14 protein-coding genes are annotated in these 15914 nt (G+C 59.4%); 4 read left to right on the forward strand and 10 right to left on the reverse strand.

The window, feature by feature from the left end:
• Nucleotides 1–84 precede the first annotated feature (84 nt).
• Nucleotides 85–1275: an amino acid aminotransferase gene (locus PL79_RS00520; RefSeq protein WP_044845802.1), complete on the forward strand. Its 1191-nt coding sequence runs from the start codon at nucleotides 85–87 to the stop codon at nucleotides 1273–1275.
• A 142-nt stretch (nucleotides 1276–1417) separates the two neighbouring features.
• Here PL79_RS00520 and PL79_RS00525 read toward each other — a convergent pair whose 3' ends face one another.
• Nucleotides 1418–2047 (reverse strand): TetR/AcrR family transcriptional regulator, encoded by a 630-nt coding sequence (locus PL79_RS00525; RefSeq protein ID WP_044845803.1) that lies wholly within the window; start codon nucleotides 2045–2047, stop codon nucleotides 1418–1420.
• A 594-nt stretch (nucleotides 2048–2641) separates the two neighbouring features.
• On the opposite strand from PL79_RS00525, the gene PL79_RS00530 reads away from it, so the two are divergent.
• Both PL79_RS00530 and PL79_RS00535 read left to right on the forward strand, forming a co-directional pair.
• Entirely contained in the window at nucleotides 2642–3772 is a 1131-nt protein-coding gene (locus PL79_RS00530; protein WP_082088570.1) for a branched-chain amino acid ABC transporter substrate-binding protein, read from the forward strand.
• A 71-nt stretch (nucleotides 3773–3843) separates the two neighbouring features.
• The gene (locus PL79_RS00535; RefSeq protein ID WP_044845805.1) at nucleotides 3844–4890 is read left to right on the forward strand and encodes a porin; all 1047 of its coding nucleotides are present in this window, start codon (nucleotides 3844–3846) and stop codon (nucleotides 4888–4890) included.
• A 122-nt stretch (nucleotides 4891–5012) separates the two neighbouring features.
• Here PL79_RS00535 and PL79_RS00540 read toward each other — a convergent pair whose 3' ends face one another.
• Entirely contained in the window at nucleotides 5013–5462 is a 450-nt protein-coding gene (locus tag PL79_RS00540; protein WP_082088576.1) for a winged helix-turn-helix transcriptional regulator, read from the reverse strand.
• A gap of 87 nt (nucleotides 5463–5549) precedes the next feature.
• Here PL79_RS00540 and PL79_RS00545 point away from each other — a divergent pair, with 87 nt between their 5' ends.
• On the forward strand, nucleotides 5550–6104 hold the full coding sequence (locus PL79_RS00545) for a flavodoxin family protein (RefSeq protein ID WP_044845806.1): 555 nt from the start codon (nucleotides 5550–5552) through the stop codon (nucleotides 6102–6104).
• A gap of 60 nt (nucleotides 6105–6164) precedes the next feature.
• On the opposite strand, the gene PL79_RS00550 is transcribed toward PL79_RS00545, so the two are convergent.
• The 8 genes from PL79_RS00550 to PL79_RS00585 all read right to left on the reverse strand — a co-directional run bounded on the left by PL79_RS00550 (nucleotide 6165) and on the right by PL79_RS00585 (nucleotide 15914).
• Nucleotides 6165–8192, reverse strand: a complete 2028-nt coding sequence (locus PL79_RS00550; protein WP_044845807.1) for an acyl CoA:acetate/3-ketoacid CoA transferase — start codon at nucleotides 8190–8192, stop codon at nucleotides 6165–6167.
• A gap of 10 nt (nucleotides 8193–8202) precedes the next feature.
• Entirely contained in the window at nucleotides 8203–8985 is a 783-nt protein-coding gene (locus PL79_RS00555) for a 3-hydroxybutyrate dehydrogenase (RefSeq protein ID WP_082088577.1), read from the reverse strand.
• A gap of 23 nt (nucleotides 8986–9008) precedes the next feature.
• The gene (gene fahA, locus PL79_RS00560; protein WP_044845809.1) at nucleotides 9009–10295 is read right to left on the reverse strand and encodes a fumarylacetoacetase; all 1287 of its coding nucleotides are present in this window, start codon (nucleotides 10293–10295) and stop codon (nucleotides 9009–9011) included.
• Entirely contained in the window at nucleotides 10292–10837 is a 546-nt protein-coding gene (locus PL79_RS00565) for a VOC family protein (RefSeq protein WP_044845810.1), read from the reverse strand. Before PL79_RS00565 ends, fahA begins: the two co-directional genes overlap by 4 nt.
• A complete protein-coding gene (gene hppD / locus PL79_RS00570) occupies nucleotides 10834–11925 on the reverse strand; it encodes a 4-hydroxyphenylpyruvate dioxygenase (RefSeq protein WP_044845811.1) in 1092 nt (363 codons plus the stop codon). Before hppD ends, PL79_RS00565 begins: the two co-directional genes overlap by 4 nt.
• A 96-nt stretch (nucleotides 11926–12021) precedes the next feature.
• Entirely contained in the window at nucleotides 12022–12615 is a 594-nt protein-coding gene (locus tag PL79_RS00575; protein WP_044845812.1) for a sarcosine oxidase subunit gamma, read from the reverse strand.
• Entirely contained in the window at nucleotides 12608–15607 is a 3000-nt protein-coding gene (locus PL79_RS00580; protein WP_044845813.1) for a sarcosine oxidase subunit alpha family protein, read from the reverse strand. The genes PL79_RS00575 and PL79_RS00580 overlap by 8 nt, the downstream gene beginning before the upstream one ends.
• On the reverse strand, nucleotides 15594–15914 hold the full coding sequence (locus PL79_RS00585) for a sarcosine oxidase subunit delta (RefSeq protein WP_044845814.1): 321 nt from the start codon (nucleotides 15912–15914) through the stop codon (nucleotides 15594–15596). The genes PL79_RS00580 and PL79_RS00585 overlap by 14 nt, the downstream gene beginning before the upstream one ends.

The raw sequence follows: 15914 nt of genomic DNA on the forward strand, positions 1-15914 counted from the left end.
TGCGGCGCTTGCGAATTCGAAGGGGCGAGAAGCTCGCAACCTCAAGTGCTGCCCAGATTTGTACCTTTTTATCGAAGGATTTCTATGTTCTCGAATGTTCAGCCCTTTTCCGGCGACCCGATCCTCGGGCTCATGGAAAAGTACGCGCACGATCCGCGCGCACAAAAGGTCAACCTCGGTGTCGGCATCTATTACGACGAGGCGGGGCGCATCCCCGTTCTGCCTTCCGTTCGCGAAGCAGCGTCTCGCATCTTCGAAGCAAACGCGCCAACTTCCTACCTGCCGATCGAAGGCGATAAGGTGTATCGCTCCTACGTCGGTGCGCTTCTGTTCGGGGAGCAAGCTGACTCGCTTCGCGACTCGCTTGCAATCGTGCAGTCAGTCGGTGGAAGCGGAGCGCTCAAAGTGGGCGCCGATTTCCTGCGCCACCACTTCCCGACGAGCACGGTGCATGTGACGGATCCGACCTGGGATAACCACATCGGCATCTTCGAAGGCGCAGACTTCACCGTCGGCCGTTACCGCTACTACGACGCAAAGTCGAAAGGACTCGATTTCCAGGGAATGATCGCGGACCTGCGCAATCTCAAACCGCGCGACATCGTCCTTCTACACCCCTGTTGCCACAACCCGACCGGCGTCGATCCTACCCGCGAACAGTGGCAAGAAATTCTCGACGTCGTTGAAGAGCGCGACTTGATCCCGTTCGTGGACATCGCCTATCAAGGCTTTGCTGCCGGCCTGGAGGAGGATGCGTTCGTGGTCCGCGATCTCGCACGCCGGCGCGTCAACTTCCTCGTCAGTAGTTCGTTCTCAAAGATCTTTTCGCTCTATGGTGAGCGTTGCGGTGCTTTGACCATTCATTGCGCAAACTCGGCGCAAACCGCGAACGTGCTCGGGCAACTCAAGTTCACGATTCGCCGAAATTACTCTTCGCCCCCGACGCACGGGATGCGCTTGATTTCGACCGTGTTGTCGGACAACACCCTGCGCAAGCAATGGACCGACGAACTGGAAGCGATGCGAACACGCATTGTCACGATGCGCGAGAAGCTCCACGCGTCGCTAACACAAGCAGCGCCAGATCGCAACTTCGATCACATCGTCAAGCAGCGCGGCATGTTTGCGTATACCGGCCTCAGCACGCAGGAAGTTGCGGCGCTCCAAACCGATTTCGGTGTGTATGCCGTATCGACTGGGCGCATCTGTGTGGCAGGGCTGAACGAGAACAATGTCGAATATGTGGCAGACGCATTCGCTAAGGTGTCCAGGTAAGACCTGATTCCCCCAATCCTCCAACGTCTGTCATCGGAACAATGGCAATGGCCCTGAGAGGCCGGCCATTTATCGACCCTACATCGGTGCGAGAGCCGATTTGAGCGGCACGGACGCTATGTCCGTTGCCGCATTTTTTTGCTCAGAGCTTGATGCCGCTCAATACCTCAAGGTACCGCGGCGCCACGCGCGTGCGCACCGCCTGACTTTCCTTGATGCCGGTCAGGTAATACCCGAGCTGATGGAAATAGAGGATCTTCGCGCGGATCAGGCTATCCGGCTTCGAATGCCCCATGTCCTGAAAAATCTTTTGCAGGTGCGCGATACGCTCACGATCGATACGCGCTACCTCTTTTGCGACGGCCGCGTCTTTGCGCGCCCACTCCCGCATAGCCATATCGAATTCCGACGAAAATTGCCGCTCGTCGATAAAGAGGTTCACCAACTGCCGCAAGCGCGCCTTCGCGAGCTGCTCGCGCTCCTTCGGATTCGAATCATCTGGCTGCACTAGCGCCCGCAGTGTCCGGTCGTTCACCTCGGTCCAGTACTCGATCAGAGCATCGAGCAGCTCCTGGCGATTCTTGAAGTGCCAGTAGAAGCTGCTCCGGCTGATCTCGAGCATCGCCGCAAGCGGTTCGACCTTGACGGCATCAACGCCCTGCTCGATCAGAATCGCCCTCGCCGCGTCAAGCCAAACGGTACGGTCAACGACTGGGCGCGCTGCCTTGGTCATCTTCCTGGTCGGCTTCTCATTCACTTTTTCCTGCTGCATTCGTAACTGGTCCAAGTTGATTGCGGTCAAGCATAGCATTCCCGGTTGTCACCCGGCCTCATGCAGAGACATCACCGCTCTCTGCTCTGCCCCTGTTTCGCACTCTCCCACAAAGCAGATATGTCGCTCCACGGATCGGACGTGACGGCGCCCGACAATGGACAGGATCGCCCATTAACACAACGATCTCGCGACGGTGTTCCGACACGGTGGTGACACGCCGCTCGATCGTATGCGTCCAGTGCACAAGCAACCTCGAAATTCTTACGAGGAAACTGCCTCGACTTCCCGTGAATTCTAGGCTTTTACGCTCGCCGATGCTACCTCAGACTCACCTAGTTACCGAAGGATACCGCAGGGGCGTAAACCACTACGCTTTGTTCGCCGAAAGACGTTGATCAAAGATATTGAAATACTTATCTTACGTACAGAACTGTCCATTGTCTGTTTGTGGCGCCATTTGCGGAGGTTTGGTCGCAGCGCATCAACTCGCAGGCATGCTCGTCCAGTTCCACTGACCGGATTCCCACATCGCTTGCCACGCATCGTGTGGAAGGTCTCTTTACATAGACATACCCTGCAAAGGTGAACCACATGCAAATGGCAACGAAAAACGCGCTCGCTCTGGCCTGCATGGCTGCTGTCACGGCCCTCGCTCACGCGGACCAGACCGTGACCATCGGATACGGCGGCCCGCTCACCGGGCAGGTTGCACACGTAGGCAAGGACGCAGAAAACGGTGTCCGCCTGGCTATTGACGACGCAAACGCCGCCGGCATCAAGATCAAGGGTGTACCGGTGCATTTCGTCCTTGACGCTCAAGACGATGCAGCCGACCCGAAAACGGCTGTCGCCATCGCTCAGAAATTCATCGACGAGAAGGTGAATGGCGTCGTCGGCCACATCACGTCCGGAGCAACGATCCCGGCATCGAAGGCGTATTCGAATGCCGGTATCCCGCAGGTGTCGCCGTCCGCGACCAATCCGATCCTCACTCGACAGGGTTTCGCGACGGCCTTCCGTGTCATCGGCGACGATAGCTACGTTGGTCGTGCAATCGCCCAATACATGGCGAAGACGAAGGGCTACAAGCGTGTGGCCATCGTCGACGATCGGACCGCATACGGCCAAGGCCTCGCAGACGTCGTAGCGAACGAATTGAAGGCCGCCGGCGTAGAGGTCGTGGATCGACAATACGTGTCGGACAAGACGATCGATTTTCGCGGCATCTTGACCTCCATCAAGTCGAAAGATGCGCAGGCCATTTTCTACGGCGGTGTCGACGCGCAGGCAGGCCCGATGCGTAAGCAGATGACCAGTCTTGCGATGAAGACTGCGCTCGTCGGCTCGGCGATCGAAACCGAAAAGTTCATTGAACTCGCGGGCTCCGGAGCCGCGGAAGGCACCGTGTCGGCAGAATCCGGCCAGCCGCTCGAAAGCATGCCGAAGGGCAAGTCGTTCGAGCAGAAATTCAAGAAGTACGGGTCGGTAGTGCTCTTCGCCCCGTACTCCTACGATGCAACGTGGGCGCTCATCAACGCAATGCGACTCGCGAACTCGACGTCACCTGCAGATTACCTGCCGGCGATGAAAAAGGTCGATTTCGACGGCGTGACCGGGAAAGTCGCCTTCGACGACAAGGGCGACCTGCGCGCCGCGAATGTCACCCTGTATGAAGCGAAGGGCGGGAAGTTCGCCCCGATGACCACGATCTCGCTCAAATGAATCGTTCCCGCTTTCAATAAATACAACCAAGCATCTCAATCACTTCATCGACGATTAATTTGGAGATCCTAATGAAAATGAAAGTTTTGGCTGCCGCTTTGCTCTGCAGCAGTTCCGCCTTTGCCCAGTCGTCGGTCACGCTCTATGGGTTGATCGACGCCGGCGTCACCTACACCAACAACGTCGTGACACCGACTGGCCACGGGTCGGAAGTGCAATTCGTTTCGGGGTCCTCCCAGGGTAGCCGGTGGGGCCTCAAGGGGACGGAAGACCTCGGCGGCGGACTCAAGGCAATCTTCGTGCTGGAAAATGGCTTTGACGTCGGCAATGGCCAATTGGGTCAGGGCGGCCTCATGTTCGGTCGCCAAGCGTTCGTCGGGCTCAGCAATAGCTGGGGCACGTTGACGCTGGGCCGTCAGTACGATTTTATCGGTGACATCCTGCCCGCCTACGCGATCGGCGCGAACACTCCGGCCGGCTTGCTCGCGTGGAGCCTGCCCGCTTATGCAGCTGGCGGTTACACGCTCGATAACCGTGTCTGGGGCGACGAGGTCAACAACTCGGTGAAGTATCAATCGCCGACCTTTGGCGGCTTTAGCTTTGGCGCGATGTATGGCTTCGGCAACGTCGCCGGTTCGATGGGGACGAACAGCTCCAGCAACTTCGTCGTGAACTACGACAATGGCCCGTTTAGCGCATCGCTCGCGTACATGTCGATCCATAATGCGACCAGCACCGCAAACTCGCGAGAAATCGCCGGTGGCGGGGCGTACAACATCGGCAAGGCCCGGCTGTTCGCTCTGGTGACGGACGTTCAGTTGTCGAGCGGGACGAAGGCGCGCGCCACGACCTACGAGGGTGGCGCGAGCTATCAGGTCATTCCGGCGCTGTCGTTGGCCGGCGGCTTCCAGTATCAGCACCGCAACAACGGTGTCGGCAGCGCAAATCAGCTGGTTCTCAGCGCAGACTACTTCCTGTCGAAGCGCACCGATGTCTATCTGGTTGGCGCGTTGGCACATGATCACGGGTTCGGAGCACAAGCACAGGCTGCACTCGGCGATCCGTCCAGCACTGACGCCCAAACCGCGGTGCGTATCGGGATCCGCCACAAGTTCTAACGCGTCGGCTTAAACGTGCGCGCCGCACGAAATCGCGGCGCGCTGTCGCGGCAGATGCATCGCTATTGTCGACCAGGCAATCGCGCTCGAACGAGCACACGTCTGATGCTGCGAGTCCCTAGCTATTCGCTGTGCTTGCCCGATAGTGCATCGTATCGATGTTGAGCGTCCAGCACATCCTCGATTTGAGTGACCGCCCATGCAATCAGAGGCTCGACTGCCTCCGCCAGGGACCGCCCCAATTCGGTGAGTGAATATTCGACCGCAACTGGCGTACTCGCAATCACCTGGCGACTCACGAGGCCGTCGCGCTCGAGTCGCCGCAAGGTTTGACTCAACACCTTCTGAGAAACACCCTCGATTTCGCGCCGAAGCTGGTTGAAACGCGTCGGGCGACATTTCAGCAATCTCACTACAAGCAGTGCCCATTTGTCGGCCAGTCGCTCGAATACCAATCGCGCAGGACATCCCTCCTGATAGACGCTAAAAGCCTCGGACCGGTCGGCACTCGTCTGAGCATCAGCGGGAGTCAGTTCCCGCAGCTCGGTTTCCTCAGGGTAACTAGGTGACATCATGGTTCCTTCTTGTCCGCGGTGTTGCCAGTCGCTACCATTCGCCGCTTTCATCCCGCCGTTTTCCATATCTCAACAGGAGCAGTCATGGCGAACGCCATCGTTGTCTACTTCTCCGGCTACGGTCATACCAAGCGCGTCGCCGAAGCAATCGCCGAAGGGGCGAATGCACATCTCGTTGCAGTCGACCAGGAAGGCAATGTCGACGAGCAAGGCTGGGCAGCGCTCTCCGATGCCGATGCGATCATCTTTGGCGCGCCGACCTATATGGGTTCGGTGCCCTGGCAATTCAAAAAATTCGCCGACGCCACCTCGAAGAAGTGGTACACGCGTGAATGGCAAGACAAGGTCTTCGGTGGCTTTACCAACAGCGCCAGCTACAACGGTGACAAGCAGGTCACGTTGATCTATCTGCAAACCCTCGCATCCCAGCACGGTGGCGTATGGGTCAGCCTTGGGCTGTTACCTTCGAACGCGAAATCCTCGTCTCGACAGGACGTCAATAACCTGGGCGGCTCCGTCGGTGTACTGGCTCAATCACCGGCCGACGCTGGTCCAGACGAGATGGCAGCCGGCGATCTCGAAACGGCGAAACTGTATGGCGCCCGGGTCGCCGATGTCGCGCGCCGCTTGCATGGCTGACGGCCAATAAGCAACACGGACGGGCCCGCCCTGACGAAGCGTTCGATGCGTGGAGCGCCATCACGATTGGCCCGGCCCCATCCGTCCTTCCCGCAGCATGGCAAGATTGTCGATTGCTTCCGACTCACTTTCGAACATATAAGGTGCAAGCTTGCGTCGAGACAGCGCATCGCCCAGTTTCGCGCGCATGAAGGCGCTCGTGGTAAACCGGGTCACGCTCGAGTAATAGCGTTCAACGCAGGTTTGCACCATCTCCGAATAAAGCTCTTCGAGGTCTCGATCCAGCACGAAGCCTTCGTAATTGACGATCGCCTGAACGCGGTTGCCCGAGGCAGCGATTGGCCTGCAAACGTCAGAGACTTTGGCAAAAATCGATTCAATCAATTTGGAGCTTCTGATCTCGAGTTGCGCGAAGTTCAGATACAGCACGTTCTTTGCTACGTCGTAAGCGAACCGTTCATCAAACTGGAGATCGATTAGCAGCTTGCGCAGGTACATCGGCTCTTCGCGGAAAATCCGCGGATCCATCAACCGCGGGCCATCTACACGCGGTCGAAAAGCCATATGAGCCAGTACGTCGCGCTCGAGGTCGATGCCCGGGGCAAGTTCCGTCAGCACAAGACCGTCCGGTGTCAGCTCGAACACACATCGTTCGGTGATATACAGCACCTGCTGGTTCTGTTCGATCGCGTGTTTCCCCGAGAAGGTCCGGTGCTCGACCATATCGACAAACTTCCTGGCACAGGCGTCACGATCGATCCGCAGCCCTTCCGCTGTGACCGCAATCCCAGAGTACCCAGTCATGAAGCTACCAGTGAAGACTACCTTCTTCGCGCTCTGGCTAATGTTGATGAACCCACCCGCGCCAGCGAGCCGCGTCCCGAACTTCGAGACGTTTACGTTGCCTTCGGCATCGACCTGCGCGAGGCCAAGTACGGCGACATCGAGTCCCCCACCGTCGTAGAAATCGAACTGGTACGGCTGATCGATGATCGCGTGCGGATTGACGGCCGCGCCGAAATTGAGGCCTCCAGCGGGAATACCGCCAATGACGCCCGGTTCGGCGGTCAGCGTGAACAGATCCGAAATTCTTTCTTCGGCCGCAACTGCTGCGACACCCTCGGGCATCCCGATGCCGAGATTCACGACGCTGCCTGCATGGAGTTCCATCGCGGCCCGGCGCGCGATGACTTTGCGCGTATCAAGCGGCATCGACTGGGTGCCGGACATACTCACCCGCAACTCACCCGAGTAGGCCGGATCGTAGTTGGTCGCAAATGTCTGCTGATGCTGCTCCGGTGGCGCCAGCACGACGCAGTCGACGAAAATCCCCGGTATCTTCACCTGCCTCGGATTGAGCGCACCGCGGGCTGCGAGCCGCTCGACCTGGACGATCACGAGCCCGCCGCTGTTGCGCGCAGCCATAGCGATCGACAGCGTTTCCAAGGTCAGCGCCTCCCGTTCCATTGAAACGTTGCCGTCCGGATCCGCGGTGGTGCCACGCAGAATCGCGACGTCGATGGGAAACGTCGGATAGAACAGGTATTCTTCGCCGCGCACCTGCATGATCGACACGAGTTCTTCTACCGTGCGCGCGTTGAGCCGACCGCCGCCGTATCTGGGATCGACGAATGTGCCGAGACCAATACGGCTCAGGTGTCCCGGCTTTCCAGCTGCGATATCGCGAAACAGATGCGCGATCACACCCTGCGGCAGGTTGTACGCTTCGATCTGCTCGTCGAGCGCGAGTTTCTGTAGCTTGGGAACGAGCCCCCAATGGCCACCGATCGCCCGCTTGATGAGCCCAGGATGTCCAAAGTGATTGAGGCCCCTTGTCTGTCCGTCGCCCTGCCCGGCTGCGTACACCAACGTGAGCGCCGCAGGCTTCTGCTCGACGGGTACGTCAGCGTCGAGATACAGGGACTCTAGAGCGACCGCGACCGCCTCGGGAAAACCTATCCCGACGAATCCACCGGTCGCGACGGTCGCACCCGGTCGAATCAGCCGCACCGCATCGGTCGCCGACACACACTTGCTGCGCTCGCCGTCAGGGAATGCGGCGAATGATCCGGGCGTTCTCTCGCTCATCGCTACTCCGTTATCGTGCCGTCCATCCGCCGTCCACCGGAAGCGCGATGCCAGTGATCGAATCCGCCGCCGACGAACACAGGAATCGCACCGTGTCGCCGATCGCATCCGCTTCGGCAAATCGCCTGTTCGGCTGGGTGGCAAGGATCACCTCCCGAACGACGCGATCCTCGCTCATGTTGTGTGCCTTTGCCTGATCCCGGATCTGTCCGTCGACAAGCGGCGTCCTGACGTAGCCAGGGCAGATCGCGTTGCATGTGATCGGCGTTTCTGCAACTTCGAGCGCCACCGTCTTCGTCAAACCCAACACCCCATGCTTGGCCGCGACGTACGCGGACTTGAACGGTGAGGCAACCAGCCCGTGCGCAGAGGCGATGTTGACGATGCGGCCCCACTCACGGGCTTTCATCCCAGGCAGCGCGGCGCGGATGGTGTGGAAGTTTGACGACAGGTTGATTGCCAGAATCTGTTCCCACTGGACAACTGGAAACTCATCGATGGGCGCAACGTGCTGAACCCCCGCGTTGTTGACAAGAATATCGACAGCCCCGAGCTCGCGCTCCGTGTCCGCAACCATCGCGGCAATCTCGTCCGCATTGCTCATGTCAGCTCGCTTGTACAGCACCGGTACGCCGAACTCACTCGACATCGACGCGCACAGCGGCTCGACATCGCCGGCCTGACGAAAGCCGTTCAGGACGATGCCTGCGCCACCTTCCGCCAACCTTCTCGCGACGGCGAGCCCAATGCCACTCGTCGAACCGGTCACGATCGCCACCTTCCCCTGGATCATCTGCACGTTCCTCCGCACGACCGTCAGTTGCCAACCGCTGGAAGAACCGTGCCGCGGCATTCGCCGAAGCCGATCCGGCGAAAACCATCGCGATGGCAATACGCCCGCAAGATGACCGTGTCGCCGTCGAGGAGGAACCCGCGTGTCTCGCCGTTCGAGAGTACGATCGGCGACATCCCGCCCGTTGTGAGTTCGAGCAATGAACCGGCTGCATCAGGCGTCGGACCGGAAAGCGTCCCGGTGCCCAGAAGATCGCCGTCTTGAAGGTTGCAGCCGTTCACGGTGTGATGTGCGACGAGCTGCGCCACGGTCCAGTACGCATCGCGATAGTTCGAGCGACTGATGCAATCGCCGGCGTGATCCGCGGCACGCATCTTCTCCGTCTGAAGCCATACCTCAAGTTCGATCGAAATCGCGCCTCGCTCACGGTTGCCGGCCGAATCCAGATAAGGAAGCGGATCGGGATCTCCGAGCGGGCGCTGGTACGTTTCACGGAACGGTTCGAGCGCGTCGAGCGTCACCATCCACGGCGATACCGTCGACGCAAAGTTCTTGCTGAGGAACGGTCCGAGCGGCTGATACTCCCACGGCTGAATATCGCGCGCGGACCAATCGTTGAACAGAGTGAGCCCGAAAACATGCTCGTCTGCCTCGACGATTGGAACCGGCTCGCCAATCGCGTTCGGACGAGACACAAAAATACCCAGCTCCAGCTCGTAATCGAGTTTCTGGGTCGGGCCAACCGTCGGCACGGACACTCCAGGTACCAGCGTCTGACCGCGCGGCCGTCGGAACGTATGGCCGAGGTCCGGCGAACTCACACCGATCGACGATGCACGACCGTGATACCCGATCGGAACCCACTTGTAATTCGGCAGCAGCGGGTTGTCGGGGCGGAACTGCTTGCCGACATTCGTGGCGTGATAAACGCTGGTATAGAAATCCGTGTAGTCGCCAATCGTGCACGGCAGCCCCATTACGGCTTCCGACATAGGAACGAGCGCAGCGCGAAACCGCGCCTCGTCTGGGCTTCCGATGCGAAGCCCGAACGAAATCGCATCACGCAACACTTGCCTTTCAGTGCGCGGCCGCCGCATCAGTTCGTGAATGTCGTCGGTTCGAACCAAGCCTGCGCGCTTCAGATCGAGCACCTGATCACCGATCGCGACGCCGACATGCCAGTCGATCTCGCCGGCACGCCGGAATCGCCCGAACGGCAAATTCTGAATCGGGAAGTCCGTCGTCGGGTCGTTGGCCGCTTCCACCCAGCTACGCAAAGCCGGATCGTGCGTATGGTCGACGTGTGTCATTTCGACTGTCCGAGTTCGTTCGCGTGAAGGAATGCTGCATGCTTCGGCGCCCGCTTGGTCCTGGACCATTCCTCCAGCATGTCCCATTTCACCGCATCGAGTTTGCGGATCATCGCCTCTTCATCGGGGTCCGGACACGCGAGTTCGACGCGATGCCCGTTCGGATCGAAGAAGTAAATCGAATGGAACGCGCCGTGATCCGTGACGCCTAGCACATCGATGCCATTCGCTTCGAGATGTGCCTTGAACGCGAGCAACTCTTCGCGGTCCTTCACACGAAACGCGATGTGCTGCACCCAGGCGGGCGTGTTCGGATCCCGGCCCATCTCGGGTTGAGTCGGCAACTCGAAAAACGCAAGAACGTTACCGTTCCCCGCGTCCAGGAAGATGTGCATGTACGGGTCCGGTGCTTTCGTCGACGGCACAAAGTCTTCGGCGATCGCCAGCACGAAGTCCATGTTGAGCATCTTCTGATACCAGAGAACCGTTTCCTTCGCGTCTTTGCAGCGATACGCTACGTGATGGATGCGGTCGATCTTCATTCCTGGACTCCGGCGCTCAGTACACCGCGCTGAATCTGGTCACGTTCGAGCGACTCGAACAGTGCCTTGAAGTTGCCTTCGCCAAAGCCTTCGCGGTAGTCGCCCTTGCGCTCGATGAATTCGAAGAATACCGGTCCCAGCAGCGGCTGCGAGAAGATCTGCAGCAGCAGTCTCTTCTGACCGCCCTCGGTCGTACCATCGAGCAGCAGGCCCCGGCTTTGCAGTTCGGCGACGTTCTCGCCGTGACCCGGCAACCGGGTTTCGATCCCTTCGTAGTAGAACTCGTTCGGAGCGGTCATGACCGGGATGCCGGCCATCTGCAGACGATCGACGGCATCGAAGATATTGTCGGTGAGGAGCGCGATATGCTGGATACCCTCACCGTTGAACTGCATCAGGAACTCCTCGATCTGGCCGCCGCCTTGCTTCGCTTCCTCGTTGAGCGGAATGCGAATCATCCCGTCCGGCGCGGTCATCGCCTTCGACGTGAGACCGGTGTACTCGCCCTTAATGTCGAAGTAGCGGATCTCACGGAAATTGAACAGCTTCTCGTAGAAGTCGGCCCAATAGCTCATGCGGCCACGGTAGACATTGTGCGTCAGATGATCCACGATCTTGAAGCCATGGCCTACCGGATGCCGATCGACGCCGGGCAGAAATTCGAAGTCGATGTCGTAGACGGATTTGCCATCCTCGAAGCGGTCGATCAGATAAAGCGGTGCACCACCGATACCCTTGATAGCCGGCAGGCGCAATTCCATCGGACCAGTGGGAATTTCGACAGGCTGCGCGCCCAGTTCGATTGCCCGCTTATACGCGTGATGCGAGTCCTTTACGCGGAACGCGAGACCGCATGCAGACGGGCCGTGCTCGGCAGCAAAAAACGCTGCCTGACTGCTCGGCTCACGATTGATGATGAAATTGATGTCGCCTTGGCGGTAAAGCGACACATTCTTCGAGCGATGGCGCGCCACTTCGGTGAACCCCAGTTTCTCGAACAGCGGCTCCAGTACGCCAGGCGTCGGCGACGCGAACTCGACGAACTCGAAGCCCATCAGACCCATCGGATTTTCGAAAAGATCAGCCATGATTAGTCATCCAAATTACAAAAAGTTGATGAATTTCCAATACGAGGCACGGTGCCACCCGGCACGTGCCCCACTCCGTTGACACTCAATGGAGTATCAAGCAGCCGGCTCGAGAAACTCCTCTGCGGCGTCCAGCATCCACTTGACGACGAATTCGACATATCCGATATCGAAATAGATGACGTAGTCACCGCCGCCCCGATGCATCAGCATCGCCGGCAGCCCCGCGAACCGCGTGGTGACCGCACGATCCGCCGGAAAGCTGGCTGGATTCATATCGATCGAACACCCTTTCGAAATGAACGCCTGGGCTTCGCGCCCCGTCACAAGGAAGGCCACCCGACTATCGGATACCAGCGTGACCGTGGCAAATTGTCCGGCCAGCGCCTCGGTCAGTGCGGACAGGTGCTTTTCCTCGGCGGCAAGTGCGCAAAAACACAAGTATTCATTCGGCCCCGTCCATGCGATTCGCACATCAGCACCAACGGACGTTCGCTCCGCGGCCGGAAGATCGGCGCCCAGACACGTGGCGACCTGTGACCGAAACGCGTCGTCCGCCGTTCGCCCCTGCACTCGGATGATGCCCGCGAGCGGCAGCTCCGAAATCTGAAGGTTGTCCGCCCGAATCGGAAAGACGTTCGAATCGACAAACTGTTGTGAGACTGTCGAACGGGCAATCAGCTTATCCATTGAGGCGCTCCCCTTTCGGATCGAAATGCGCGGTCGGTACGACCCGCGCGGCGATGATTTCGCCCTTCGCGTAGATGTTCACCGTTTCGCCCATGCGCGCAGTGCCGTTACGAAGAATGCCAAGACCGATTGCCCTATCGAGCATCGGACTCATGCATGCCGTTGTCACGTAGCCATGCGATGCAGTCGGGATCCTTCGTTCTGCCGTTTCGACGAAATGGCCGCCGACCGGCAGTTTTACCTTCGGATCGACCGATTCCAGGCCGATGAACTCGAGACGGTTGTCCGCCTTGTCGGCCGGGCGTAGCAGCGATCGCTTGCCGATGAAATCGTCAGCCTTCTTCTCGATAACTTTCGCCCAACCGATGTCGAGCGGGTTCGAATTCCCGTCGGTATCCGCGCCAACGTGTAGGTAACCCTTCTCGGTCCGCATGACCTCAAGTGCCTCGATGCCGTACGGAGTCATGCCGTACGGCTTCCCCGCCGACGCGACGAGATCCCATAGCGATTTGCCATAGCGACTCGCGATCGAGATTTCATACGTAACTTCGCCGGTGAAGCTTGCACGAAGAATCCGAACCGGCACACCTGCGAACGTCCCGGTACGGAAGTGCATGTGCGGAAAACGTTCAGCCGAGAAATCGATATCGGATTCAATCTGCATCAGCACGTCGCGCGCCTTGGGACCAGATACCGTCACGTTGGCCCATTGCGTCGTCACGTTATTGACGTGCACACGCAACTCGGGCCATTCGCATTGCGCGTATTCCTCGAGCAAAAGTGCCACACGCGCAACGGCACCGCTCGTCGCATGCACGAGATAGTGGTCTTCGGCCAGCCGAACCACCACGCCGTCATCGATCAGCACGCCGTTTTCGTTCGTCAACATCGCGTAGCGCGCGAAACCTGGCTTCAGTGACGCGAGGTTGTTCACGTACACACGGTTCAGGAAGGTAGCCGCATCGGGACCTCGGACCTCGATCTTGCCAAGTGGCGAACCATCGAACATGCCGACACCGTTGCGCACCGCAAGGACCTCGCGACGCGTTGCCGCCACGATATCTTCCTGGCCGCGCGGGTAGTAGTCCGGCCGGCGCCACCCATAATCGCCGAACCGAGCATTCGCTGCACGATGCGACGACACCGACGGAAGCGTCTGCCAGGGGGCATAAAGCTCGCCGACCGTGTTGCCTGCGAAGGCACCGATCGTCACCGGCTGATACGGCGGGCGGAAACGTGTCGTCCCGACCTTGACGATCGGCTGGCCGCTGAGCTCGGCCATGATCGCGAGAATGTTGAAGTTGCTCGATTTCCCTTGATCGACGCTCATCCCGCCCGTCGTATAGCGCTTGACGTGCTCGACCGAACGGAAGTTTTCGCTCATCGCCAATTCGATATCGGACACCTTGACGTCGTACTGGAAATCGAGCCATTGCTTGTCGGTGCGCGCGCTCTGCGTATACCAGTACGGTTCGATGTTCGATGCCTCGCGCTCCGCGGCGTGCGTCTTCGGCTCCTCGGCGGTTGATATCACCTCGACGCCGAGATCGCGCACCGCAGCTTCTGCAGCCTCGATGCCGGATTTGACGCACAACGCCAACGCGAAATCACCATTCGCGGCACCAATCACGCGAACGGCTTGCGCGCAAGAAAGCGGTACGAGGCACGCATTGGCCTCGTTGTATTGCAGCGTCCCGCCTGCCTGACTATACAAATGGATGGTCGGTGTCCACCCACTCGACATCGCGACCAGATCACACTCGACGGTGGTAACATCGTCGCCCAGCTTGCCAGCGCCGAGGTGCTTCGACAGTTTCAGCCCTTTGACTTTTCGCTTGCCGACGACGTCGCGAATACCATAGCCGACATGGTGAGCAATACCGAGTCGATTCAACTCGGCGACCCACCGGTCCGAGACACGCGCACGGGTATCGACGACACAGATCGATTTGACGCCGACCGCATGCAGGTCGAGCGCGGTCTGGTAAGCATTGTCGTTGTTCGTCGCAATGACGATCCGCGAACCGGGGACGACGCCGAAGGCGTTCACGTATGCTCGAACAGCCGATGCCAGCATGATGCCCGGACGGTCGTTATTGGCAAACACGAGCGGACGCTCGATTGCGCCGGTCGCGAGAATGACCGAGCGCGCCCGGATACGCCAGAGGCGTTCCCGCACGCGGCCGCTCTGGCCGTTCGGCCCGAGATGATTTCGGACACGCTCGGCAGCGGCGAGCACGTTGTTCTCGTAATAGCCACTCACGTTGGTACGACACAGCAATGTCACGTTCGGAAGTTGCCGGAGCTGGGCGACCGTTTTCTCCACCCACTGCACGCCCGGCACCCCATCGACATCGAAGCGTTCCCCGGTAAGGGCACCGCCGAACTGCTCCCGATCGTCCACCAGCAACACCCGCAAGCCGGTACGGCCCGCGACGAGTGCGGCTGACAACCCTGCCGGGCCGCCACCAACGATCAGCAGATCACAATGCACATTGCGCTTCTGGTACTTCTGCGCATCCGGCACCTTGGGTGCTTTGCCGAGACCGGCGATATGGCGCACGATGCGCTCATAAAAATGCCAGCTGGGCCAAATCATCGACTTGTAATAGAACGACGCCGGAAACAGCTTCGCAAAGCAGTCCATGATCCCCAGGACATCGCGCCTCGCATTCGGCCAAGCGTTTTGGCTCGTCGCTTGGAGTTCCGGATACAGCGGCATCATCGTGGCTCGAACGTTCGGTTCGTCGAACTGGCCCGACTCGAGTTGCAGCAGGCCGTTAGGTTCCTCGACCGAGCATCCCATGATGCCGCGAGGCCGATGCAGCTTGAAGCTGCGACCGACGATATCGACCTCGTTCGCGAGCAAGGCCGCAGCGAGCGTGTCACCTTCCAGCCCCTCATAGGACCGACCATCGAACGTGAAGCGCACCTTACGGCGCAGCTCGTTCGCAAGTCGTCCGTACACGGGCACACGATTACGCGACTTCATGCATACCTCCGGTGATCGTCTCGCCCGCTCCACCATGCCGTGAATCGGTATCGAACGTGAAGACACGCACCAGTGCGTGGCTGACAGTATCGCGTTCGATGCCGAACCATTGCCGACAACCGAACGTGTGGCGCCAGCGCTCGCGGGCATTGCCGCGCGTGTTGTCCCGCGTGAATAGGTAATCGGCCCATTGCTCATCCGACAGGTTCTGCGGCGCCGCAGGCCGCACGCGATCGTACGGGCCGCCGAACGTGAATTCGTCTTCGTCGCGTGTACTCCCGCAATACGGGCACGGAATGCGTAACAT

Source organism: Burkholderia sp. USMB20 (genome assembly GCF_000949135.2).
Lineage (GTDB): Bacteria > Pseudomonadota > Gammaproteobacteria > Burkholderiales > Burkholderiaceae > Burkholderia.